Origin of the sequence: Parerythrobacter jejuensis, assembly GCF_039536765.1 — a bacterium.
GTDB classification, from domain to species: domain Bacteria; phylum Pseudomonadota; class Alphaproteobacteria; order Sphingomonadales; family Sphingomonadaceae; genus Parerythrobacter; species Parerythrobacter jejuensis.
The window spans coordinates 2454454-2476887 of sequence record NZ_BAAAZF010000001.1 but is presented as its reverse complement, the minus strand read 5'-3'; the positions used below and the strand labels follow the sequence as shown (position 1 = coordinate 2476887).

At 60.3% G+C, this 22434-nt stretch carries 24 protein-coding genes; 13 read left to right on the top strand and 11 right to left on the bottom strand.

The annotated features are described in order from the left end of the window. The first annotated feature begins 76 nt into the window (after positions 1-76). From nadA to ABD653_RS12065, 3 genes are all read left to right on the top strand, one after another. Positions 77-1063, top strand: coding sequence for a quinolinate synthase NadA (gene nadA / locus ABD653_RS12075; RefSeq protein ID WP_160778903.1), 987 nt, complete (start codon positions 77-79; stop codon positions 1061-1063). A gap of 6 nt (positions 1064-1069) precedes the next feature. Further along, the gene (locus ABD653_RS12070) at positions 1070-1354 is read left to right on the top strand and encodes a hypothetical protein (protein ID WP_160778902.1); all 285 of its coding nucleotides are present in this window, start codon (positions 1070-1072) and stop codon (positions 1352-1354) included. 74 nt (positions 1355-1428) lie between these two features. Further along, positions 1429-2754 carry a DUF2254 domain-containing protein gene (locus ABD653_RS12065; protein WP_160778901.1) on the top strand — a complete coding sequence of 442 codons (1326 nt, stop codon included), beginning with the start codon at positions 1429-1431 and terminating at the stop codon, positions 2752-2754. Here ABD653_RS12065 and ABD653_RS12060 read toward each other — a convergent pair. Beyond that, on the bottom strand, positions 2751-3662 hold the full coding sequence (locus ABD653_RS12060) for an EamA family transporter (protein ID WP_160778900.1): 912 nt from the start codon (positions 3660-3662) through the stop codon (positions 2751-2753). The two genes, ABD653_RS12065 and ABD653_RS12060, sit on opposite strands and share 4 nt — an antisense overlap. 59 nt (positions 3663-3721) lie before the next feature. On the opposite strand from ABD653_RS12060, the gene ABD653_RS12055 reads away from it, so the two are divergent. Beyond that, positions 3722-4831 carry an alkene reductase gene (locus tag ABD653_RS12055; protein WP_160778899.1) on the top strand — a complete coding sequence of 370 codons (1110 nt, stop codon included), beginning with the start codon at positions 3722-3724 and terminating at the stop codon, positions 4829-4831. Positions 4832-4851: 20 nt separating this feature from the next. Beyond that, positions 4852-5709 (top strand): HpcH/HpaI aldolase/citrate lyase family protein, encoded by an 858-nt coding sequence (locus tag ABD653_RS12050; protein ID WP_160778898.1) that lies wholly within the window; start codon positions 4852-4854, stop codon positions 5707-5709. A 2-nt stretch (positions 5710-5711) separates the two neighbouring features. Here ABD653_RS12050 and ABD653_RS12045 read toward each other — a convergent pair whose 3' ends face one another. Both ABD653_RS12045 and lipB read right to left on the bottom strand, forming a co-directional pair. Next, positions 5712-5957: a hypothetical protein gene (locus ABD653_RS12045; protein WP_160778897.1), complete on the bottom strand. Its 246-nt coding sequence runs from the start codon at positions 5955-5957 to the stop codon at positions 5712-5714. Further along, positions 5954-6613: a lipoyl(octanoyl) transferase LipB gene (gene lipB / locus ABD653_RS12040; RefSeq protein ID WP_160778896.1), complete on the bottom strand. Its 660-nt coding sequence runs from the start codon at positions 6611-6613 to the stop codon at positions 5954-5956. Before lipB ends, ABD653_RS12045 begins: the two co-directional genes overlap by 4 nt. A 67-nt stretch (positions 6614-6680) precedes the next feature. Here lipB and ABD653_RS12035 point away from each other — a divergent pair, with 67 nt between their 5' ends. Beyond that, complete coding sequence (locus tag ABD653_RS12035; RefSeq protein WP_160778895.1) at positions 6681-7514, top strand: hypothetical protein; 834 nt, start codon at positions 6681-6683, stop codon at positions 7512-7514. Between the two features lie 29 nt (positions 7515-7543). Here the strand turns inward: ABD653_RS12035 and ABD653_RS12030 are convergent, their stop codons facing one another. After that, positions 7544-8107, bottom strand: coding sequence for a class I SAM-dependent methyltransferase (locus tag ABD653_RS12030; protein WP_407672789.1), 564 nt, complete (start codon positions 8105-8107; stop codon positions 7544-7546). 174 nt (positions 8108-8281) lie between these two features. Between ABD653_RS12030 and ABD653_RS12025 the strand changes: the two genes are divergently transcribed. After that, complete coding sequence (locus tag ABD653_RS12025; protein ID WP_160780374.1) at positions 8282-9670, top strand: MFS transporter; 1389 nt, start codon at positions 8282-8284, stop codon at positions 9668-9670. A 3-nt stretch (positions 9671-9673) separates the two neighbouring features. Here ABD653_RS12025 and ABD653_RS12020 read toward each other — a convergent pair whose 3' ends face one another. Then, positions 9674-10018, bottom strand: coding sequence for an arsenate reductase family protein (locus ABD653_RS12020; RefSeq protein WP_160778893.1), 345 nt, complete (start codon positions 10016-10018; stop codon positions 9674-9676). A gap of 154 nt (positions 10019-10172) precedes the next feature. Between ABD653_RS12020 and ABD653_RS12015 the strand changes: the two genes are divergently transcribed. Further along, on the top strand, positions 10173-12275 hold the full coding sequence (locus tag ABD653_RS12015) for a TonB-dependent receptor (protein WP_160778892.1): 2103 nt from the start codon (positions 10173-10175) through the stop codon (positions 12273-12275). Positions 12276-12278: 3 nt separating this feature from the next. Here the strand turns inward: ABD653_RS12015 and ABD653_RS12010 are convergent, their stop codons facing one another. The 3 genes from ABD653_RS12010 to ABD653_RS12000 are packed head-to-tail and all read right to left on the bottom strand — an operon-like array spanning position 12279 to position 13836. After that, entirely contained in the window at positions 12279-12824 is a 546-nt protein-coding gene (locus ABD653_RS12010) for a (2Fe-2S)-binding protein (RefSeq protein ID WP_160778891.1), read from the bottom strand. A 27-nt stretch (positions 12825-12851) separates the two neighbouring features. After that, positions 12852-13064: a hypothetical protein gene (locus ABD653_RS12005; protein ID WP_160778890.1), complete on the bottom strand. Its 213-nt coding sequence runs from the start codon at positions 13062-13064 to the stop codon at positions 12852-12854. A 4-nt stretch (positions 13065-13068) separates the two neighbouring features. After that, entirely contained in the window at positions 13069-13836 is a 768-nt protein-coding gene (locus ABD653_RS12000) for a class II aldolase/adducin family protein (protein ID WP_160778889.1), read from the bottom strand. A gap of 131 nt (positions 13837-13967) precedes the next feature. On the opposite strand from ABD653_RS12000, the gene ABD653_RS11995 reads away from it, so the two are divergent. Then, positions 13968-15308, top strand: coding sequence for an MATE family efflux transporter (locus tag ABD653_RS11995; protein WP_160778888.1), 1341 nt, complete (start codon positions 13968-13970; stop codon positions 15306-15308). Here the strand turns inward: ABD653_RS11995 and ABD653_RS11990 are convergent. Then, complete coding sequence (locus ABD653_RS11990; protein WP_160778887.1) at positions 15305-16108, bottom strand: sterol desaturase family protein; 804 nt, start codon at positions 16106-16108, stop codon at positions 15305-15307. The two genes, ABD653_RS11995 and ABD653_RS11990, sit on opposite strands and share 4 nt — an antisense overlap. 54 nt (positions 16109-16162) lie before the next feature. Here ABD653_RS11990 and ABD653_RS11985 point away from each other — a divergent pair, with 54 nt between their 5' ends. Then, a complete protein-coding gene (locus tag ABD653_RS11985; protein ID WP_160778886.1) occupies positions 16163-16741 on the top strand; it encodes a TIGR04282 family arsenosugar biosynthesis glycosyltransferase in 579 nt (192 codons plus the stop codon). Next, positions 16741-17463 (top strand): glycosyltransferase, encoded by a 723-nt coding sequence (locus ABD653_RS11980; RefSeq protein ID WP_160778885.1) that lies wholly within the window; start codon positions 16741-16743, stop codon positions 17461-17463. The genes ABD653_RS11985 and ABD653_RS11980 overlap by 1 nt, the downstream gene beginning before the upstream one ends. Here the strand turns inward: ABD653_RS11980 and ABD653_RS11975 are convergent. Beyond that, positions 17445-18482, bottom strand: a complete 1038-nt coding sequence (locus tag ABD653_RS11975) for an SDR family oxidoreductase (RefSeq protein ID WP_160778884.1) — start codon at positions 18480-18482, stop codon at positions 17445-17447. The genes ABD653_RS11980 and ABD653_RS11975 overlap by 19 nt on opposite strands. A 142-nt stretch (positions 18483-18624) precedes the next feature. On the opposite strand from ABD653_RS11975, the gene ABD653_RS11970 reads away from it, so the two are divergent. Together ABD653_RS11970 and ABD653_RS11965 are read left to right on the top strand one after the other, a co-directional pair. Continuing rightward, complete coding sequence (locus ABD653_RS11970; RefSeq protein WP_160778883.1) at positions 18625-20043, top strand: dihydrolipoyl dehydrogenase family protein; 1419 nt, start codon at positions 18625-18627, stop codon at positions 20041-20043. Further along, a complete protein-coding gene (locus ABD653_RS11965) occupies positions 20040-21035 on the top strand; it encodes a radical SAM protein (protein ID WP_199801102.1) in 996 nt (331 codons plus the stop codon). Before ABD653_RS11970 ends, ABD653_RS11965 begins: the two co-directional genes overlap by 4 nt. 25 nt (positions 21036-21060) lie before the next feature. Here the strand turns inward: ABD653_RS11965 and ABD653_RS11960 are convergent, their stop codons facing one another. After that, entirely contained in the window at positions 21061-22365 is a 1305-nt protein-coding gene (locus ABD653_RS11960) for a spinster family MFS transporter (RefSeq protein ID WP_160778882.1), read from the bottom strand. Positions 22366-22434 lie beyond the last annotated feature (69 nt).

Here is a 22434-nt window from a genome sequence, read left to right as displayed (position 1 = left end):
TAGCACAACTGGCTCGCAAAACACTGCAAAATGCCTATATCAGCAGGGCAATGCGGAATCCCGAGGGGCCTGAAGAATGACTGCCGAAACCAAACTGCCGACCGGCGAAGACCTGCTCAGCGAGATCAAGCGTCTGCGCGAAGAGAAGAACGCGATTATCCTGGCGCATTACTACCAGACGCCGGACATTCAGGACCTGGCCGATTTCGTTGGGGATTCGCTCCAGCTAAGCCAGATGGCTGCCGAAACCGATGCGGACGTGATCGCCTTTTGCGGTGTGAAATTCATGGCTGAAACGGCCAAGATCCTTTCGCCTGAAAAGGTTGTGGTGCTGCCTGACATGGATGCCGGCTGCAGCCTCGAAGACAGCTGCCCGCCAGAGAAGTTCAAGGCGTTCCGCGAGGCGCATCCCGACCACATCGCGTTGACCTACATCAATTGCTCGACCGAGGTGAAGGCGCTGAGCGACGTTATCGTCACCAGCTCCAGCGCAGAAACGATTCTGCAACAGATCCCCGCCGACCAGAAAATCATCTTTGGGCCGGACCGGCATCTTGGCGGCTATCTCAGCCGGAAGTTCGACCGTGAAATGCTGCTGTGGCCGGGCGTGTGCATTGTCCACGAGGCCTTCAGCGAGACCGAGCTGCTCAAACTGAAAGAGCAGTACCCCCATGCGCCGATCGCTGCGCACCCTGAATGCCCGCCTACCATCGTGGATCATGCCGATTATGTCGGCAGCACCAGCGGCATCCTGAAATTCGCGCAAGAGTTCGAAGGTGATACGCTGATCGTGGCAACCGAGCCGCACATCATGCACCAGATGGAAAAAGCCATTCCGGAGAAGACCTTCATCGGTGCGCCGGGTGCCGACGGCAATTGCAGCTGCAATATCTGCCCCTACATGGCGCTCAACACGATGGAAAAGCTCTATACCTGCCTGCGCGATCTGGAACCGCGCATCGAGATTGAAGAGAGCCTGCGCCTCGAAGCCAAAAAGAGCCTCGACAAGATGCTCGAAATGGCGAGCGGCACTGTCGGCCAGGGTGATTTGGGCAAGGTCTGAACAGACATGCTTGCAAATCCCGTCCGCAGAGCCCGCGCGCGGCGCTGGAACCATGATCGTGGCTGGAAATATGTCGGCCGCACAGAAGAAAACGTAGCCTTGGAAGAATGGCCCGTCGACTTATGGGCAGAGCCTTGGGTCCGGGTCGGCAACCAGGTATCCCTGCGCCACCCGGGCGATGCCCAACCGTTGCTGGTTGATTGCTTTTTCAGCACCTATGATGGCAGGCGCCATCCTTTCGCGGCACTGCAACTGGCTGACGAGACTTTCATCTTTTTCGTGCCGCTCTAGCCCGAAATTCATAGCGCTCGGCAACTCTTCTGGCTGATAGGCGTTGTACCCCTATTCCCAAAGGAGGTTGCGCCATGTTGGGGCATCTGAAAGCAGCTTGGCATTCGGTCAACGCAAGCTACTGGTTCTACCCGGCGCTTTTCGCGCTGTTTGCGGTGTGTCTTGCCTCTCTCACTATCTACCTGGACAGAACCGGGTGGGCTGAGTGGATAGGCGAGGTTGAATGGCTCCAGCCTGCCCGCCCCGAGGGTGCTTCGAACATGCTGACCGTCATCGCCGGCTCGATGATCGGCGTGGCATCAACAGTTTTCTCGATCACGATTGCAGCTGTGGCTTATGCCAGCGGCAATTATGGCCCCCGCCTGCTGACCAATTTCATGGAAGACCGGGGCAACCAGTTCAGTCTGGCGACCTTTATCGGCACCTTTGTTTTCGCGCTCACCGTTTTGCGCGTGGTCCGCACTGGCGAGGAACAGTCGATGCTGACCGTAGGTGAAGCGAGCAACATGCCCGGGTTTGTGCCGCAATTGTCGCTCCTGACTGCCTATATCCTGATGGCTATTTCGATCGCAGTGCTGGTGTTCTTTCTCAATCACATCCCGGCCTCGATCCGGATCAATTCCGTTCTGGAAGGAATTGGCGGACGGCTGATCAACGATATCAAACGGTTGTTTCCCAACGATGCCAGCACCGAAGTAGAAATGAAGGCCCCGCGGGGGCGGGCAGTGACCGCAAAGGATGTGGGATATATCCAGCGGATTGATTTTGCCGAGCTCGAACGGATTGCCCAAGCGGCAGAGGGCCATCTGAAACTGGGCGTGCGGACCGGAGATTTTGTTCATCCCGACGTCCCGCTCGCCTATTGGTCGCCTGATGATGATCTGGACGATCTGCGCGATGGCAAGATCCGCGCGTGCTTCACGCAGGGCGGCATGCGAACTCCGACCCAGGATTTGCACTTCCTGATCGACGAGCTTGTCGAGATAGGTTTGCGCGCACTCAGTCCGGGCATCAATGATCCGTTCACGGCCATTACAGCGATGCATTGGCTGGGCGCAGCCACGGCAGAATTGGCGAGGCGCGACTTGGTGCGGACTTTCAACGAGGCGGAATCGGCAAGCGAGGATCGCCTGATCCTGCTCGACGACGATTTCGACCATTTTGTCGCCCGTGGCTTCGGCGCCATGCGCTCTGCCCTGGCCACCAGCCCGACAGCAGCACGCGTTGCATTCGATTGCATTGCAAATGCTGCGACGACTCTTGATGACGAAGCAAGATTGCGAACACTGACGGTAGAGGCCGAACAATTGGCGCGGCAGGCGCGCGAATGTTTATCGGGCCCCGATCTGGAAATGGTCGAAGCGCGTTATCAGAAATTTTGCATGATTATCGCGCGCTAGCGCGCAGGAGGGCGTTCGGGTGCCCGCACCCGCGAGACCACCAATGCGCTGCCCAGCAGAAGCATACCGAAGACGTCCCAGCCGCCCAGAACTTCCTCGAATACGACAACGCCATAGAGCGCGGCGACTGCGGGCTGAGTCAGCAAGGCCAAGCCGATCACGAGCGGCGGGAAATGGCGCAACGAGAATACCAGCAACCCCTGCCCGACCAACTGGCTGAGGAATGACAGTGCCACCAACGGCGCCCAATTGGTCGGCCAGACCGGCTCTCCATTCAGCATCGCGATCACGAGCAAAACCGGGCAAGCGAACACGCTCACCCAGACCAGCAGGCTCCAGGCGCCAATTTCTTTGCGCGCGTCTTGCAGGGTGAGCAAATAGACCGCGTAGAACAGGCCTGCGGCAAGGCAAAACAGGTCGCCAATCAGTGTCCCGGTGCTGATCTCGAGGCTCCGCCCCATCAGGATTGCTGCTCCGCCCAGCGCGAAGACTATCGCCAGCCATTCCAGCCCGCGCGGAAGCGAGCGGGCAACCACAAATCCCCAAAACAACAGGATGATGCTGCCTGCATTCCCGAACAGCGTGGCATTGCCGAGCCGGGTCCGCTCGATGCCGATATGCCAGCTCGACAGATCCAGCGCGAACGCAACTGAACCGAGGGCAACCAACAGCAGAGTCTTGCGTGGAATACCGCCCAACTTCTGCCCGGTCCCACGCGCCAACAAGGCCAGGAGCGGCAGCGCCAGAAACAGGCGCCAAAATGCTGCGCTGACCGGCCCGCTATCGGCCAGACGTACGCTCCATGGTCCCAACGCCAAGGCAATATTGCCAGCCAGCAATGCCACCAGCAGCAGCCAGCGCTGGTGTGGCAATCGAGCCGCCAAATTTTCCTTGGTTGCACCCACCATGTCTCTGCCGTAGCCCGCCAACTGAAAAGTTGAAAAGAAAATGCGGAGACGACCTGACAATGCATGACAATCTGTTTGAGCCGATCACCATGGGCGCGCTGGAAGCGAAGAACCGCATCTTCATGGCACCACTGACGCGCGGGCGTGCGGCTGACCCGATGTTCACCCCGAACGAATTGATGGCGACCTATTATCGCCAGCGGGCCGGCGCTGGCATGATCCTGACCGAAGCGACCGGAATCAGCCAAGAAGGCCTCGGCTGGCCGTCAGCTCCGGGCATCTGGAGCGCCGAGCAGGCCGAAGCATGGAAAGCCTCCACCAATGCCGTGCACGAGGAGGGTGGACTGATCGTGATGCAGCTGTGGCATATGGGCCGGATCGTCCATCCCTATTTCCTGGGCGGAAACCCACCAGTTTCAGCCAGCGCAACGACAGCGCCCGGCGAAGCACATACACCCGAAGGCAAGCAGCCTTACGCACAAGCCCGCGCCATGACCCTCGATGACATCAAGCGCACTATCGACGACTATCGCAATGCGGCGCAGAACGCGAAGAATGCCGGGTTTGACGGCGTGCAATTGCATGGTGCCAATGGCTATCTGATCGACCAGTTCCTGCGCGATTCCAGCAATCTGCGCGATGATGATTATGGCGGTAGCGCACAAAACCGCACCCGCTTCATGCGCGAAGTGCTCGAAGTGCTGATCGATGTCTGGGGCGCAGACCGGGTCGGCATCCGTTTGTCCCCGAATGGTGAAACGCAAGGGTGCGATGACAGCAATCCGGCAGAGACTTTCGGTGCTGCCGCCAAGGTCATCGAAGAGCTCGGCCTCGCTTTTCTGGAACTGCGTGAGCCGGGGCCTGAAGGCACATTCGGCCAGACAGATGTGCCCAAGCAGAGTCCGCTGATCCGCACCCTCTATTCGGGCCCGCTGATCCTGAATTCGGACTATACCGCCGCACAAGCTTCCGAAGATGTCGCTAGCGGCAAATGCGATGCGGTGAGTTTTGGCCGACCCTATATTTCCAATCCCGACCTGGAAAGGCGGATTGCGGCAGGGGCTCATTTCAATCCCAATAAGGATGTGCCCAAGAGCTGGTATTTCCCGATTCCGGAAGGATATGTCGATTACCCGACGCTGGAGGAGGAGCGGGAACAGGCAGCCTAAGCCTGCCCCCGGAACCCACCATGCTGCGATCCTGGCTTCTCGTCCCGGCCGATAATGACGCCAAACTGGCCAAGGCTGCCGGCGCGGGCGCCGATGTTGTCGTCGTCGATCTCGCCAATGTACCGGAGCGGAGTAAGCAAGAGGCGCGCGATCGCGCTGTCCTTTTTCTCAACCAGCAAAGCCGGCAATTGGTCGGCAAACCGTTCGAGCGCTGGGTGCGGATCAATCCGGTCGGCAGCATGCACTGGAAAGAGGATCTCGAGGCGGTCATGGCGGTCCCGCCCAACGGGATCGTCTTGCCCCGCGCTCTTGGCCCGGATCAGGTCCAGCTGGTGGCTGCAGAGATTTACGAATTGGAGCAAGGCGGACCGGCCAAGCACAATTCGGTCCGCATTGTCCCCCAAGTGGGCGATGCCCCCGAAGCCGCGCTGGCCATCCCCGGTTTTTCGAAAGATCCCCACCCGCGCATTCTCGGTCTGAGCTGGGATGTATCTGCCTTGGTCGCGTCATCACACATGGCAGGGCCGGAAAACGATGCTGTGCGGGCCGTGCGCGCGCAATTGCTGCTAACCGCGAAGGTTCGCGGATTGATGGCGATCGAAAGCGGCACGAACATCGTCCGAAACGAAGATACCCTGCGCAACGTGGTCAAGAGGGCGCGCGTGACCGGCTTCGACGCGATGATGGCACTCCATCCCGCCCAGGTTCCCGTGATCGAAGAGCTTATGGCGACCAGCGAAGACGAATTGGCCGTAGCCCGCTCTATCGTGACCGCATTCGAACTTCATCCGCTCGCCCAAGTTCTTACGGTTGATGGCCTCATTGTCGATAGGGTCGGGCTCGATCGTGCCAAGCAATTGCTCGGCGACGAAGCCTAGCCTTAATCTTCGCCGGCGTCTTCGCCCTCGCCGGCTCCTTCTTCACCATCTTCATCATCGCCGCCCTGCGTGGGCGATTGCGACTCGACAGAATCCAGCGGCAGCATCGCGTCACTGATCGAACCGCCCCGCACATCACCCTGCGCATCTCCGCCGCTTTCCTCGACCGCTGGCTCAACAACAGGATCATCCCCACACGCCGCGAGAGCGAGGGGCAAAGCTGCCAATAATACGATGCGCCTGATCATGCTGTCTCTCCTTCAAGGCCGGCGAGGAAATTCTCTGCTTCGGCTCGCAATGCCGCGTCCCAATCCTCTGGCGCAAGCGAAATCCCCAGCCTTGCGAGACTGGTAACCCCGAATTCTTCGATGCCGCAGGGCACGATACCGGTGAAATGGGCAAGATCCGGATCGAGATTGACTGAGAAGCCGTGCATCGTGACCCAACGACGCACCCGCACGCCGATGGCGCCAATCTTGGCCTCCGATCCGTCTATATCGGTCGTCCAGATGCCGACCCGCCCGTCGACAGCCCAGCTCTCGACACCAAATCCGGCGAGCGTTGCGATGACCCAGCGTTCGAGCGCATGGACAAACCGGCGGACATCCTTGCCACGATGACGCAGATCGAGCAGCGCATATCCTACGCGCTGACCCGGCCCGTGATAGGTATAGCGCCCGCCCCGCCCGGCTTCCACCACTTCAAACCGCGGATCAAGCAGTTCATCCGCCGCCGCACTGGTGCCTGCCGTGTAGACCGGGGGGTGATCCAGCAACCAGATCAGCTCACGCTCTTCACCCGCCGCGATGGCGGCATTGCGGCGCTCCATTTCTTCGAGCGCGGCGCGATATGGGACCTGCGACGTATCGGCGCGCCATTCAATTTGGGTAAGGCGATTTTCCATTTGCCCATTGCGTGGCCCCTGCCGGAGCGCTTATCAAGAGGGCAACGAAAATTGGGGGAGCAGGACGATGAAATTCGATATGAGCCAGGCCTGGAATGATGCGCTGGCATTGCTCAAAGGCAATTTGAGCATGATTGCGATTGTGGCCGGTGTATTTTTCTTCCTGCCGTACGCCTTGCTGGCCGTAGTCGCCCCCGAAGCGGCGACCGGTATGGCAGCTGGCGGCCAGCCGGCTCCGGATGATTTCGACGCGATTATGGAGCAGTCCCTGGCCCTGTATTCGGAGAACTGGTGGCTGTTCCTGTTGGTCGGCCTGTTGCAGGGGATCGGCATGATTTCCCTCCTGGCTTTGCTCACTGACCGGTCACGCCCGACGGTGGGTGATGCGATCGGCTTCGGTGTGAAGGCGCTGCTCCCTTATATCGGGACTGCCTTGCTGACCGGCCTCGTGTTTGTGCTCGCAATCGGTGTGCCAGTTGGCATCGCGGCGGCGACCGGCTCCACTGCGCTCATCGCCATCGTCGGTCTGCTTGCCTTTGTTGGCGGCATATACCTCTACACCAAGCTCTCGCTGACCGCGCCGGTGATCGGCATCGAGCGGATCATGAACCCGGTCAAAGTGATTGGCCGTTCGTGGCAGCTGACCAAGGGCAATTCGCTGCGCCTGTTCCTGTTCTACTTCCTGCTCATCCTCGTTTTCGGCGTAGTCTCGATTGTCATCGGCATGGTCTTCGGACTGGTCATGGCGATCTTCGGCCCGCAAGGCGCGGCGATCGGCACCGGCATCAGTTCCGGCCTGATCAACGCAGTGTTCGTGTGCATCTTTCTGGCGGTGCTGGCCGCTATTCACGGCCAGCTTTCTGGCGGTAGTTCCGAAGGGATCAGCGAGACCTTCGACTAAAATGCGGCTCGCGGGTTCTTGATGGCTGGCTAGCTCTTCCAACCCCAGAAGAGCTTGCAGGGCAACACGTTCCAGAATTCGAAATCACTGTCGATGCGGGCAAAGTCGGCGCGCATCAGGTCGCGAACTGCCGCCGTGAACTGGTACGCCATGAAGGCACCGCCAGGGCGCAGAATGCGGTGTGTGGAGGCGACGATCCGCTCACCCACTCCGCCCGGCAAGGTCGAGAATGGCAGGCCCGACAGGATATAGTCGGCGTGGTCATGGCCGGCGGATCGCACGATCTCTTCGACATCCTCCGCCGAGCCAAGCACGGCAGTGAAACGGCTATCGGTAATTATGCGGTTGAGATAGTCGACAAACAGCGGATTGGTGTCGACCGCGATCAGGCGTCCGTCGCCCGGCAAGTGCTCTAGCACAGGCAGGCAAAAGGTCCCGACGCCGGGGCCGTACTCGACAAACAGTTTGCACCGCTGCCAATCGACTGGGCCCAGCATGCGCTGGATCGTGAAGCGCGAAGACGGGATGATCGAGCCCACCATGCGCGGATGTTCGAGGAAGCCGCGAAAGAACACGCCCCATTGGCCCAACATCTTGCCAACCTTGCGACCGATACGATCCCTCAAGCGCGAGGGCGCTCCTAAATCACTGTTCGTCAACCCGTTTCCTCCAGCCAAGCGAGGCCCATGCAGTATTCTGTCCCGGGCAACAGGTGGCACTTGAGTTGCAGCATTGCAACCGGTGGATCAGAGGGGTAGCGGATGGCGATGGCCGACGCCGACCCCACCCAGACAGGGCTTTCCACGCTCGCTGCGGCCAAGCCGCCAAGGCCGATTTCGCGCGAGCGGCTGGTCCTGTTGTTCGCCGTGATGCTGGTCACGGCTGCCGGCAATACGGCGATGCAATCGGTCATGCCGTCTATCGGCACGGCGCTGGGCGTGCAGGATGTCTGGATCAGCTTGGCCTATAGCTGGTCTGCCCTTTTGTGGGTGCTGTGTGCGCCAATCTGGGCCAAGCGTTCCGACCAGCGTGGCCGCAAGGCCATGATGGCGCTGGGGATGGTCGGTTTTATCTTTTCAATGGCGCTGTGCGGGCTGGTTTTGTGGTTCGGCCTGCTCGGATTGTTGTCCGGCCTGTGGACCTTGATCATGTTTGCGGTCTGTCGCTCGCTCTACGGCGCCTTCGGCTCTGCCGCTCCGCCCGCCGTGCAGGCCTATGTCGCCAGCCGCACCCCGCGCAGCGAGCGGACCCAGGCCCTGTCGGTTCTGGCATCGAGCTTTGGCCTGGGCACTGTCATCGGTCCGGCGCTGGCACCACTGCTGATTTTTCCGGGCGTTGGTCTGACCGGTCCCTTCATTGCCTTTTCTGCCATCGGGGTCGTCACCCTAATCGCCCTGCGTTTTCGCTTGCCGAACGACGAACCGCAATTTGCAGCACGCGGGAAGACCTTTGATGCCCCGTTTGGCAGCGCTGCGGGGCGCCATGCCCGCGACACCGATGACCATGATGACGATTTGGAGTCCGGGGAAATGCAGGCCTATCCTATAGCCGAGCCGCCGGACCTTAAGTGGACGGACAAGCGGCTGTTGCCGTGGATGACGGCAGGCCTACTGGGTGGGCATGCCCAAGCCATGATCCTTGGCATTTCCGGTTTCCTGGTGCTGGACCGTCTCGGCCTGCGCGACACGCCCGAAGCAGGGGCGGGCCCTGTTGGCATCGTTCTGATGGTCGGAGCAGTGGCAACTTTGCTGGCACAATGGGGATTGATCCCGACCCTCCAGATGGGGCCGCGCGCTTCGACGCTGTGGGGCATGGCCCTGGCTGTGATCGGAGTGGTCCTGTTCGGCGTTGCGCAGGACCTGCATGCCATCGCGCTTGGCTTTGCCGTCGCCTCGCTCGGCTTTGGCCTCTACCGGCCCGGTTTCACTGCTGGCGCTTCACTGGCCGTCACCCGCCCTGAACAGGGACAGGTGTCGGGCAAGGTCGCCTCGATCAATGGCGCGAGCTACATCTATGCCCCTGCCCTGGGGGTCCTGCTCTACGGTTATTCCGAATGGCTGGGCTTTGCCGTGATTATCGCCTTTTGCGTGGCGGTGTTCGTGCTTGGCTACCGCTCTTTGCAGAGCGACGAGTTCCTGACCCGCGACCGGACCTAGCGCTCACAGGATTTCCAGGATCGTGTCCTGCGGCCTGCAAATCCGAACGCCCTTCTCCGTTTCAACCAGCGGGCGATTGATCAGGATCGGATCAGCCGCCATCGCGGCCAGCACCGTTTCGGCATCAGCATCGGGCAGGCCGCGCTCTTCCGCATCGGTGCCGCGCAGGCGCAATCCCTCGGCGGGCGTGATACCGGCATCGGCATAGAGCTGCGCCAGCTTTTCGGCAGTCGGCGGATCCTTGAGGTACTCCACCACTGTGACATCCACTTTGGACAGGTTTTCGAGAATCGCCAGCGTCTTGCGCGAGGTGCCGCATTTCGGGTTGTGCCAGATGGTCGCTTTCATGGTGTCTCCTCAAGCAATCCTGTGATCGGTTGTGTTGCCCGTTTGCCTAGCAATAAGCGATTTTTCCGCCAAGCGTGATCGAGCGCTTGCAAATGCGAATAATTCTCAATAGCACGCCCCTTGTTATCGAGAATCGTTCGCAAGAAAGTCCTGTATGCACCATACTCTCCGCCGCGCAGCCCTGTTGTCCAGTGCGGCACTCGCCGGATTCGCTTCCCCGGCAATTGCCGAAACTGTGGCTGAAAGCGGGCCGGAGCGGGACTATTTGCCTGAGGAAATCGTCGTCATCGGGACGGTGGACGAGTATGCCTCCGAGGACGGTTCGACCGGCACCAAGACTCCGACACCCTTGGTGGATGTGCCGCAGACTGTCACCTTCATTACCGAGGACCAGTTGGAAGACCAGTCGATCCGCCAGCTCGGTGAGGCATTGCGCTATGTTCCCGGTGTAAGCCTGGAGACCGGCGAAGGGCACCGCGACGAAATCTTCATTCGCGGGCAGGAAACCACGGCGGACTTCTACCTTGATGGCCTGCGTGACGATGCGCAGTATTATCGCCCGCTCTACAACATCGCCCGCGTCGAAGTGCTCAAGGGTGCCAACGCGTTGATCTTCGGGCGCGGCGGCGGCGGCGGTGTGGTCAATCGCGTCAGCAAGACGGCCAAGGTGGGTGACCGTTTCTTCAATGGAGACGCGTCCGTCGATACTTTCGGTGCTTTCGCCTTGCTGGCCGATGTAAACCAGTCGCTATCTGACAATGTCACGATCCGGCTGAATGGCACCTACGAAGAATTCAACAACGACCGTGATCTCTATGATGGCCGATTCATAGGCATTTCGCCAACGATCACGGCGGAACTTGGCCCCGATACCAGGCTGACCGCCACTTACAGTTACGACAACGATTCCCGCGTGGTCGATCGCGGCATTCCGGCTCTCAACGGGTTGCCTTTGCCCGGAGCGACGGAAATCTTTTTTGGTGCGCCCGGCTTCAACCAGACCGATGCAGAAGTGCACATCCTGCGCAGCCGGATCGAACATGAATTCAACGGCAGCCTCAGCGCCAATGCCTCGATCCAGTATGCCGACTACGACAAGATCTACGCCAATATCCTGCCGCGCGGCACCGACGGCACGACAGTGGAATTGAGCGGATACCAGGACGCGCAAACCCGCCAGAACCTGATTGGCCAGGCCAATCTGGTCTGGCAAGTCGATACTGGCGCGCTGGAGAACACTTTCCTGTTCGGGGTAGAAGCGAGCACCCAAGACAGCCGCAACACGCGCAGCAATGCCATTTTCGCAGGCGGCGCCACACGGACGACGACTGCCCTGGCCGACGTGATCGCTGTTCCGGCCTTCTCGCTGGGCCCGATTATCCGGGATCGCAACAGCGAGCTGTCGACCTTCTCTGCCTATATCCAGGACCAACTGAGTATCGGCGGCCATGTCGAGATCGTCGCCGGCCTTCGGTACGAACGGTTTGACCTGGAGACTGTCGACGCCCTTACCGGCACACCGGGCAACCGCGTCGATGAAGAGGTGAGCCCGCGTGTCGCGCTGATCCTGAAGCCGCAGGAGAATATTTCGTTCTACGCTTCCTATGCAGAGAGCTTCCTGCCCCAGGCCGGCGACCAGTTCTTCCTCATCAGCCCGACCAACGCCACCTTCGAGCCGGAAAAGTTCACCAATTACGAAATCGGCGCGAAATGGTCGGTTAAACCCGGCCTGCTGGCGACAGCCTCGATCTTCCGGCTGGAGCGGAGCAATACCCGCGCGACCGATCCCAACAATACCGGCCTGACCGTTCTGACCGGTGAGAGCCGCACCGAAGGGTTCGAGATCAATCTGATCGGCGAGATCACGCCCGACTGGCACGCCAATCTTGGCTACACCTATCTCGACGGCGAGATCACCAGTGCATCCAGCTTCGGCGTGCAAGGCCAGCGTTTGCAGCAATTGCCCAAGCACCAGATTTCAGCCTGGAACCGGTTCGATCTGAGCGAGAGATTCGCAGTCGGCCTGGGCGTCATTTATCAGGACGAGCAGTTCGCCAGCTTCTCCAACACCGTCACCTTGCCGGACTATTGGCGGTTCGATGCAGCGTTCTATTATACTTTGAACGATCAGGTGGCGTTTCAGGTCAATATCGAGAATCTGTTCGACGAGACCTATTTCCCCAGCGCGCATGGCGACAACAATATCCAGCCGGCCGAACCCTTCAGCGCGCGTTTCGGCGTACGGGTGAAGCTGTAAGCTCTATTCGCTTTCGGGTGGTGCCATCGCCGGCACCACCTTGGCAGCATCTGCCGGATCTATTCCGGGAGCGGGGGCGGCGCTGATCGTTTCCTGCCTGCGCTCGACACGCCCGGCACGCTGGATAGCGCGAACAAGGCGCGGGTAGACTCCGCACCGGCAGATGTTGGGGATGGCCTGCTCAATTTCTTCCTTGGACGGCGCAGCGTTGCGCTGCAGCAGCGCGGCGCCGGCCATCGCGATACCCGGCGTACAGAAACCGCACTGGATTGCCTGCTCTGCCACCAACGCCTGTTGCACCGGATGCGAACGGTCACGGCTGAGGCCTTCGATAGTGGTGACGAAGCGCCCTTCGGCCTCTTCCAGCGTGATCAGGCAGGAACGCAAGGCGACGCCATCGACCTGCACGGTGCAGGCCCCGCAGTCACCATTGCCACAGCCATATTTGGTGCCGGTGAGATTGGAAGCGTCGCGCAGCGCCCACAGCAGCGGGGTTTCTGCATCCATGTCATATTCGACGGGGCGGCCGTTGACTGTCAGTCGGGGCATGATGGCCCCATACTTTTTGGCGCGATCCTACTCGGCATAGTTTTCCAATACGCCGCAACGATCACAGCGATAGGTCAGCACTTCGCGCAGATCCTTCTTGTTGACCTTGGGAATGCCGAACCACCCTTTCTCAAGGGCACCTGCCAACCAGCCAGCAGGCTGGAAACCGCCCTGCGTAGGCGTCACCAGTGCGCCTGCCGCCATCCGGCCACCGCATTTACCGCAGGTGCGGCTGCGCATCCGGTCAGTCCCGCCAGCTCGTGTCGATACGATCGATCTTGCGCTTCCAGGCTTCGAAATCGAATACGCCCGCGCCGCCTTGTGATTGCATCACGGACAGATCGCGCTGGTGCACATCGACAACTTCTTGCGGAACGACCTGCGGATTGCCCATCCCCAGCGTCGCCACCTGGATTTCGCACGCGCGCTGCAATGCCCACATCTTCACGAACATGCCGGGGATGGTCTTGTCCATCACTACCGGGCCATGATTGCGCAACATCAGGATGCTGTGATTGCCGAGATTTTCGACCAGGCGCTCGCCTTCTTCTGCGCGCACGGTCACGCCTTCGAAGTCGTGATAGCCGATCTGGTCCTGGAAATTGCAGGCGTAGAAATTGGTCGGCACAAGGCCATCCTTGTGGCTGCATACAGCCATCGTTGCCGTGGTATGCACGTGGCAGATTGCTGCTGCCCGCTCGCCCAGATGCTCGTGAAAATAGGCATGCTGGGTGAAGCCTGCCTTGTTGACCATATATTGCGACGGGCCGACATTGTTGCCCTCGACATCAATCTTCACAAGGTTCGACGCGGTCACTTCGTCATAGAGCAGCCCGAACGGGTTGATCAGGAAAGTATCGTCTTCACCCGGCACTTTGACCGAGATGTGATTGTAAATCGATTCGCCCCAGCCGAGATGGTCGAAAATGCGATAACAGGCCGCAAGATCCTGCCGGGCTTTCCATTCTTCGTCCGTGCAGGGGAAGCTGTCATCTTTGCGCTGGGTCGCCATCGGTCGTCTCCTTCGTTCGATTTGTGCACGGTATCGCATGAGCAGCATGGGTCAGACAAGATAAACTCGTGCCGCTAGCCCTTCCCCTTACCTGGGCTTGTCGCTAGGCGCAGCGGGATGAGCGAGCCAATATGAGCGAGAACGCCAAGCTGACGCGCGGAAGCATTCCGGGCCATCTCGTCTCCCAGACATTGCCCATGATCATTGGCGTCGCCGCAATCATGTCGATCGGGCTGGTCGATGCCTATTTCATTGGCCAGCTCGGCAGCGAAGAACTGGCTGCGATCAGTTTCATCTTTCCAATCAGCGTCGCCCTCTCCAGCCTGGGCGTCGGCGTGATGGTCGGCATCAACTCGGTCGTTGCGCGTGCACTGGGAGAGGGAGACGACGACAAGGCCGCCCGACGTGCCAATTTCGGGATCGCCTTCGCCATTGCATGCGGACTGGCTCTAGGCTTGCTCGTGTTCCTCGTGATGGACCCGCTTTTCCGGCTGATGAATGCGCAAGATAACCTCCTGCCCATCATTCGCACCTATATGCAGCCCTTCTCTATGGGCTTCCCGCTTTTGCTGGCGATCATGGGATTCAATGGCGTGCTGCGTGGCCAGGGCGAGGCGCGCAAGACCAGCTATGTCTCGATCACCTATGCGGTCGCCAACTGGATCCTCGACCCAATCCTGATCACAGGGGCCTTCGGCTTCGAGGGATTCGGGATCCTGGGTGCCGCCTATGCCACAATTATCGGCTGGATGTTCGGCATCGCCATGGCCGTGTATTTGCTGCGCAAGACGCCCTTGCCGTTCGACCTCGGCTTGCTGCGCAAATGCAACCTTGTCGATCCGGCCGCCGCGATCCTGCGGGTGGCCGGGCCTGCCGCCTTCTCAAATGCGATCAATCCGATCGGCCTTTCGATCCTGACGGCTCTGATAGCGATTGAGGGGCAGGCTGCCGTGGCAGGCTTTGGCGCGGCCGGGCGGTTGCAAAGCTTCGCTGTGGTGCCTCTGCTGGCCCTGTCTGGCGCAATTGGGGGAATCGTGGGGCAAAACTGGGGCGCGAAGCAGTTCGAACGGGCACATCAGGCCGCCTATTATGCAGGCGCCTTCTGCATTGCATGGGGCCTGGGCATCGCTGCGGTGCTGCTGATGACTGGCGAATGGTTCGCACAGTTCTTTACCGACGAGGCGGACGTCAGCCGCGAGTTCACCCGCTATCTCACCATCGCGGCTTGGGGTTACGCCGGATACGGCCTCCTGATCGTGGGCAACGGCGTTCTCAACGCCGTCGACAAAGCATCTTTTGCATTATTCCAAAGCGCTTTCAGAGTCTTTGCGATCATGCTTCCCTTCGCCTGGTTCTTACGCGGCAATTGGGGATCGGATGCGATTTATGGTGCCGAGCTGGTATCGAACCTTGTCGGCGGGATGGTGGCAGCAGTCATCGTGTGGTGGGTCCTGCGGCCCAAAAACCGCTAGCGCGAATTAACCACCGGAACTTCTTCCGGCATTGAGCGGTAAGGCGCAGTAAAGCTGCGTTCCAGAGACAGGTCTGCTTCCGCAGCGATATCGTTGACCCCGATTGCGATGGCCCGGTTATCAACCTTGCGGAAGGTCCTGTGCAAACGGTCCCAGAAACTCAGGCCGCTGGTCCAATTGCTGTCTCGCTCTTCGGGCGCCTTGGAATGATGGACGCCATGCATGGCGGGTGTGGTGATGACCATGCTCAGCCGGTCGTCCCAGCCATGGGGCAGCTTCAGGTTGGAGTGGTGGAACAGCACTGAAGCATTGAAGAAATTGCGCCAGATGGTGAGGCTCTTCGGATCGACCCCGCTCAACCAGACTTGCACCAGCCGCCACGGTAAGGACACCAGCATATCGACCGCATGGAACCGCATTGCCGTGCTCATATCCATATCGGGATCGATGTGGTGGACCCGGTGATATCGCCACAGGAAGGGCACTTTGTGGGTGGCGACATGCCAGAGGTAGAACCCGTAATCCATCGCCGCCACTCCGGCGAGCAGTCGCATAGGACGGGGCATCTTCTGCGCAATCCCGCGCGAATTGACCAGATTGCCACGCGCGATCCGCTCCGTCAGCGGCACCTCGATCGCCTGGACCACCAGCAAGCTGCTCGCGCCCATGGCGACATTTCGGACTGTGCGCAGCCCCTCCGGCCACGTCTGTTCGCGTAAGGGATACTTTCGCTCCGCCCACCACAATCCGGCCAGCGTTGCCGCCCCCAACAGGGCCATCACGGGTAGTTTACGCGCCATGGCAGCTTCATGGCCTATGGCAGGCGGCGCGCCAAGACGCTATCGCGCCCCGCAATGACCACCGCCAAAATCTCGATATTCTGCCGCTGGCCCGAACCGGGCAAGGCCAAGACTCGCCTGATCCCGGGCTTCGGGCCAGAAGGCGCGGCCGCGATCTATACCAAGCTGCTGTCCCATACGGTCGAGGTGGTTCGGGCCACGGGCATTCCCTTCGAATTGCGTGTGACCGGTGCCGATCCCGAATTGTTTCGCAAAAGTCTGGGCAAAGACCTCGACATTGTTGAGCAGGGTGATGGCGATCTGACCGACAAGCTTGCCCGCGTGCCCGCACCGGCAATAGTGATCGGCAGCGATTGCCCTGGCCTATCGCCCGAAATCCTGTGGGCGGCCAATGACACGCTGGCAAGTGAGGAGATGGTGATCGGGCCGGCCAGCGATGGTGGATACTACCTGCTCGGCTTCACCACCGACGCCCGCTTCGCCTTCGAAGATATGCCTTGGAGTACCGACAAGGTATTCGAGGAAACCGTGAGCCGGTTCGTCAAACGCGGCATTCGCCCTGCGGTCCTGCCCGAATTGAGCGATATCGACACCGCGGCCGACCTTGCAGACTGGCCGGATTTCCTGCCGTGATGCAATCACTCGCACTGATTGTCCCGCTGCTTGACGAGGAAAAGGCCCTGCCCGCCCTGATCGAGGTGATAGGTAGGCTTGACCCGCAGCCCACCCAGGTGATCGCCGTTGACGGCGGCAGCAGCGACCGGACCTGCGAACTGGTCCGGCAAGCAGGCTGGACACTCGTGGAAACAGCCAGAGGGCGCGGCCGCCAGATCAACGAGGGCGTGCGCGCCGCATCATCCACGCTCGCTTGCGTCCTGCACGCCGACACCACTCCGCCGATCGATATGGTGGAGGTGATCCGCGATACGCTGGAGGATGACCGGATTGCCTTGGCGAGCTTTACCCCTCTGATAACCGGCGAAAAGACGCGTTGGTTCACCAGCGCACACAATTTCATCAAGACCTGGTACGCCCCGCTGATCACCCGCCCGCACTTGTTCTTTCGCGGGGTCCGCCTGTTGTTCGGTGACCACGCCATGTTCTTCCGCCGGGCCGATTTTCTGGCCATTGGCGGCTGCACGCCCGGCGATGCCGTGATGGAAGAGGCCGATTTGTGCGTAAAGTTCGCCGCGCTGGGCCGGATCAAGATGGTGCGGCGAGTGGTGCGCACATCTGACCGACGTATCGCCGCATGGGGTCCGCTCAAGGCAAACTGGATCTACTTCAAAGTCGGGATGATGTGGGCGTTTGGTCTGCGCAGCCGGATGGAAAAGAACTATCCCGATATCCGCTGAGGTTCGCGCGCCTTCAGGAAGCCGACATCAAGGCAATACTGGATCAGCTTGCGCAACAGCGCCTGATCCATCGCAGGCGGGACCAGTCCGGTCGCAGCGCGCAATTGCGTATCGTCAAATTGCGGGTCGCGCTGGAAGTAATTGGCGTAGAGCCCGGCCACACGTCTGAACAAGCGCCTTTCCATGGCTGGGAGAGTCGACGGGTCGAACCCCTCGGCAGCAACCAGTGCTGGCGCGTCAAATTCGGCAAAGCTGCCGATTGCAGCGGCGAAATCGGAGACCGGCACCGGCCCACCCGATACGAGGTGATACGCACCGCCCGATGCCTGTTCGAAATTCTCGGTCAAGGCCACGATCCCGCGTGCAACATGATCGAGCGGGACGAAATCCAGCGTCGCGCCATCACGCACCGGCATATGGCGGACACGGCCTTCCGCGATCAATTTGAACGCGGCGTAGATGGTATCGAATTGCCGGATGGCACCGGTGCGGCTGTCGCCGACCACGATGCTCGGTCGGGCAATGGCGAACGGCACTCCGCTGGCGCGGACCAGCGCTTCCGCTTCGGCCTTGCTCGCCTCGTATACGTTCGTGAATCCGCCAGACGGTAGTGCATCGCTTTCCAGAATATCGCCGCTTCGCCCGCCACAGACATAAGCTGTCGAAATATGCAGGAAGTTCGCTCCGGCCCGCCGGGCAAGCTCCAGCGCGCGTGCTGTACCGTCCACATTGGTGGCGCGATAGGCTTCTTCTTCCAGATCAAACCGCGTCAGCGCCGCGCAGTGGAGAACGAGGTCGAGATCGCCGGACAGCCTATCCAACACGCCAGCTTCCAGTCCCATCCCCTCCTGCGACAAATCACCGTGGAGGACCTCTTCTATCTCCGCGCGGGTTCCGTCATTGGCAAGCACATCGGGGTTGGAACGGACGAGCCCGGCCACCTGATGGCCAGAGGCGGTCAAACGCGCGCACAGCTCCCCGCCAATCAATCCGGCTGCACCGGTCACAAGGATACGCATCAGCTTCAGGTCCGCCGGAATGCGCCGGGAAGGTCCCGGCTGTTTTCAATATTCATGTAACTTTGCGGCCCCTTGGAACGGAATTGAGCATGGTTGCGACTTTGATTCGCATTCCTGGGGAAATGGGTTACGCGAGGAAGATATGAAATTCACGCATGATGTTATCGTTATCGGCGGTGGTGCCGCCGGATTGACCGCCGCGGGTGGCTGCGCGTTGTTCGGATTGAAGGTCGCGCTGATCGAAGCGAACCATATGGGCGGCGAATGCCTGAACAATGGCTGCGTGCCATCCAAGGCCATTCTGACGGCGGCCAAGCGCGCCCAGGAAGCGCGCGAGGACACACGTTTCGGTGTCACGTTGGAGCAACCCAAGGTCGAATGGGCCGGCGTACACAAGCATATTCATGATGCGATTGCCCACATCGCCCCGCACGATTCCGAGGAGCGCTTCGAGGAAATGGGCTGCGAGGTGATCCGCGACTATGCCCGCATCACCGGCAAGCATTCGGTTGAAGTCGCTGGCCGCGAATTGCGCGCACCGCGGATCGTCGTCGCCACCGGCTCCAAACCATTTGTGCCGCCGATCCCCGGCGTGGACAGCGTGCCCTATCTGACCAATGAGAACCTGTTCGACCTGACCGAGCAACCCGAAAGCCTGACCATTATCGGTGGCGGGGTGATCGGGATGGAAATGGCGCAGGCCTTTTGCCGGCTCGGCACCAAAGTCACCGTAATTGAACCCGGTCGCCCGATGGGCCGTGACGATGCCGACTCCGTCGCTGTGGTTGTCGAAACGATGAAGGCGGAAGGGGTGGCTTTCGTCGAAGGTCTTGCTGCCAAAGTCTCGGGCGCAGAGGTTAACATCACGGTCGACATCGACAATGGCGAAAGCCTTACCTCTACCCACCTGCTGGTCGCGGTAGGACGCCAGGCCAATGTGAAAGGCTTCGGCCTTGAAGAACTGGGCGTGGAAATGGCCCGGAACGGGATCAAGGTCGATGCGCGCCGCCGAACTTCGATCAAGAGCATTTATGCCATCGGCGATTGCCGTGACGGGCCGCGCCTGACCCATGTCAGCGGGTATGAAGGCTCAAACGTGGCGCTGGAAATCACCCTCGGTATACCGACCAAGGTGGATTATTCGGCCCTGCCCTGGTGCACCTATACCTCCCCGGAAGTCGCCCAGATCGGCCTGACCGAGGTAGAGGCAAAAGAGAAATATGGCGACAAGCTGACCGTGGTCACCGAAGGGTTTGACCACAATGAGCGCGCCATCGCCGAGGATGCGACCAAGGGCCATATGAAAGTGATGATGAAGGGCAAGAAGATCGTCGGTGCCAGCATTTGCGGCACCAATGCCGGTGAATTGCTGCTGCCGATCACCCAGTCTATGACCGGCAAGAGCAACACCTTTGCCATGGGCAGCGCTATCATCAGCTATCCGACCCGCAGCGAGATTACCAAGGCAGCCGCCTTCGCTGCGTGGGAACCGACCGTGTTCGGATCGATTCCGAAGAAATATGCCGGCTTTGTCGCCAAGATGCGCAGGACCTTCGCTTGAACCAGACTGCCGTGAAAAGTCGCAACGCCCCTGCGGGTGCGTCTCCCTTCGATGTGGAAGGCGCAGCTCTGCCGGAAGAGAAATTTGCAGATCCGGACTGGACGGCAAAGGGCGAACCGCGCGCATCTGTCCCGCTGACTGGGCTGGAGACGTTGTGGCTGAACACCGGCACGTTGTGTAATCTGGCCTGCGCCAATTGCTACATCGAGAGCAGCCCGACCAATGATGCGCTGATCTATCTCAGCCACGCGCACGCGGCGACGTATCTGGACGAGGTTGCCGACAAGAATCTCGGCACCCGCGAAATCGCCTTTACCGGTGGCGAACCCTTTATGAATCCGGACTTTGTTCCGATGCTCAGCGACGTGCTCGAGCGGGGTTTCGAAGCGCTGGTGCTCAGCAATGCAATGAAGCCGATGCGCCGTTACGAAGCGGCCCTGCTGGAATTGCGGGAGCGGTTTGGCAACAAATTGACCCTGCGCATCAGCCTCGATCACCACAGCAAGGCCGTGCACGAGGCCGAGCGTGGTCCGCGCAGCTGGGATGTGGCGATGGACGGGCTGCGCTGGCTTTCCACCCATGGCTTCTCACTCGCTGTCGCTGGCCGTTTGCTGCCAGGCGAAAGCGAGGCTGAAGAGCGCGCCGGCTATGCCCGCTTGTTCGCGGCAGAACAGATTGCGGTGGATGCGCATGACCCCTTGCGATTGGTCCTGTTTCCGGAAATGGACGAGGACAAGGATATCGCCGAAATCACCACTGCGTGCTGGCAGATCCTCGATCAGGACCCGGCCCAGATCATGTGCGCCAGCAGCCGCATGGTGGTGCATCGCAAAGGGGAGGAGACGCCTCGCGTCGCAGCCTGCACATTGATCCCTTACGACGAGCAATTCGACATGGGGGCCACCCTGGCCGAAGCAAGCCAGCCGGTTAAGCTGAACCACCCGCATTGCGCGCGATTCTGCGTGCTGGGTGGCGCAAGCTGCACCGCCTGACTCAGGCAGTGTTGCGGCCTGTCCCTCAGGTCGCGATCTTGGGGTGATCCTGCTTCATGCAGACCGCAGCACGCCAATAACAGGCAATAGCAAACGGTGTGATCGCGGCGATAATCAGCAAGGAATAGCGCAGCGACTGGGTGCCGTAAGTCGGCTCCAGCATGTCGGAGAACACACCCACCATGGTCGGCCCGATACCAAGACCGATCAGGTTGATGATCAGCAAGGTGATGGCAGCCCATACCGCCCGCATCTTCATCGGCGCGAGCGTCTGGATGACCGCAAAGGTCGGGCCGAGATAGCTCGACTGGAACAGCAGAGCGACGAAATAGACACCAACAGCCACCGGCGCGCTTTGGGCAAGGTAGAACCAGATCAGGAACGGCAGCGCGATCGTCTTGAGACCGGCGATCATCAGGGGCTGGACGTAGAGGCCGTGCTTTTCAGTCAGGCGATTGGCCAGCCAGCCTCCGCCTAGGCCACTGACAACCCCTGCAATCGCGAGGAGGGGCGCGACGATATTGCCAACCTGCAGCGTGTTGAGTTCGAAGATGCGGATCAGATAGGCGGGTGTCCAGCCTGTCAACGCGTAGCCGATCATCGATGTCAGCGTGACACCAGCCACCATCCAGATCGCGCTGCGATTGGCAAAGATTGTCCGGAAACCATCGCCGATGGACGGCTGCTCATCATCCTCGACCACGCCGGGCTCTGATCGTCTGGGTGGCTCTGTGGCGAACACTTTGACAATCACCGCCAGCACCACGCCGGGCAGCCCGATGGCAATGAAGGCAACCCGCCAATCGAAGAAATAGGTCAGGTTGCCGCCGAATATCTGCCCGGCCGCAGCCCCCAGGGTGACGCCGAGCGAATAAATCGACAATGCAAGAGCGCGCTTATTGGCAGGGTACAGGTCCGCAATAATCGAATGGCTTGGCGGACTGGAGCCTGCCTCTCCGATGCCAACCCCGATACGCGCTGCCAGCAACTGGACGAAGTTGCCCGCCAGCCCGCATGCCGCCGTCATCGCGCTCCACAAGGCAAGTGCGATGGAAATGATGTTGATCCGGTTCATCCGGTCCGCCAGCGCGGCCACCGGAATCCCGAGGGTGGCGTAGAACAGAGCGAAGGCAAAGCCGGAGAGAAGCCCCAGTTGTGTATCGCTGAGCAACAGGTCCGCTTTGATATCCTCCAGCAGGATCGCCAGGATCTGCCGGTCCATATAGCTGAAGAAATACGTTACGGTGAGCAGGAACAGCGTGACCTTGCGGGCGCGATTGCTAACTTCTTCGCCTGCCGGCGCGCCGGGAATGCTGGGAGCTGTTGCCACGCTCGGCCTGTCCTCTCTGGGAATGCAGATGCAAAAAGGGCCGGGGGATCGCCCCGGCCCTTCTGATTT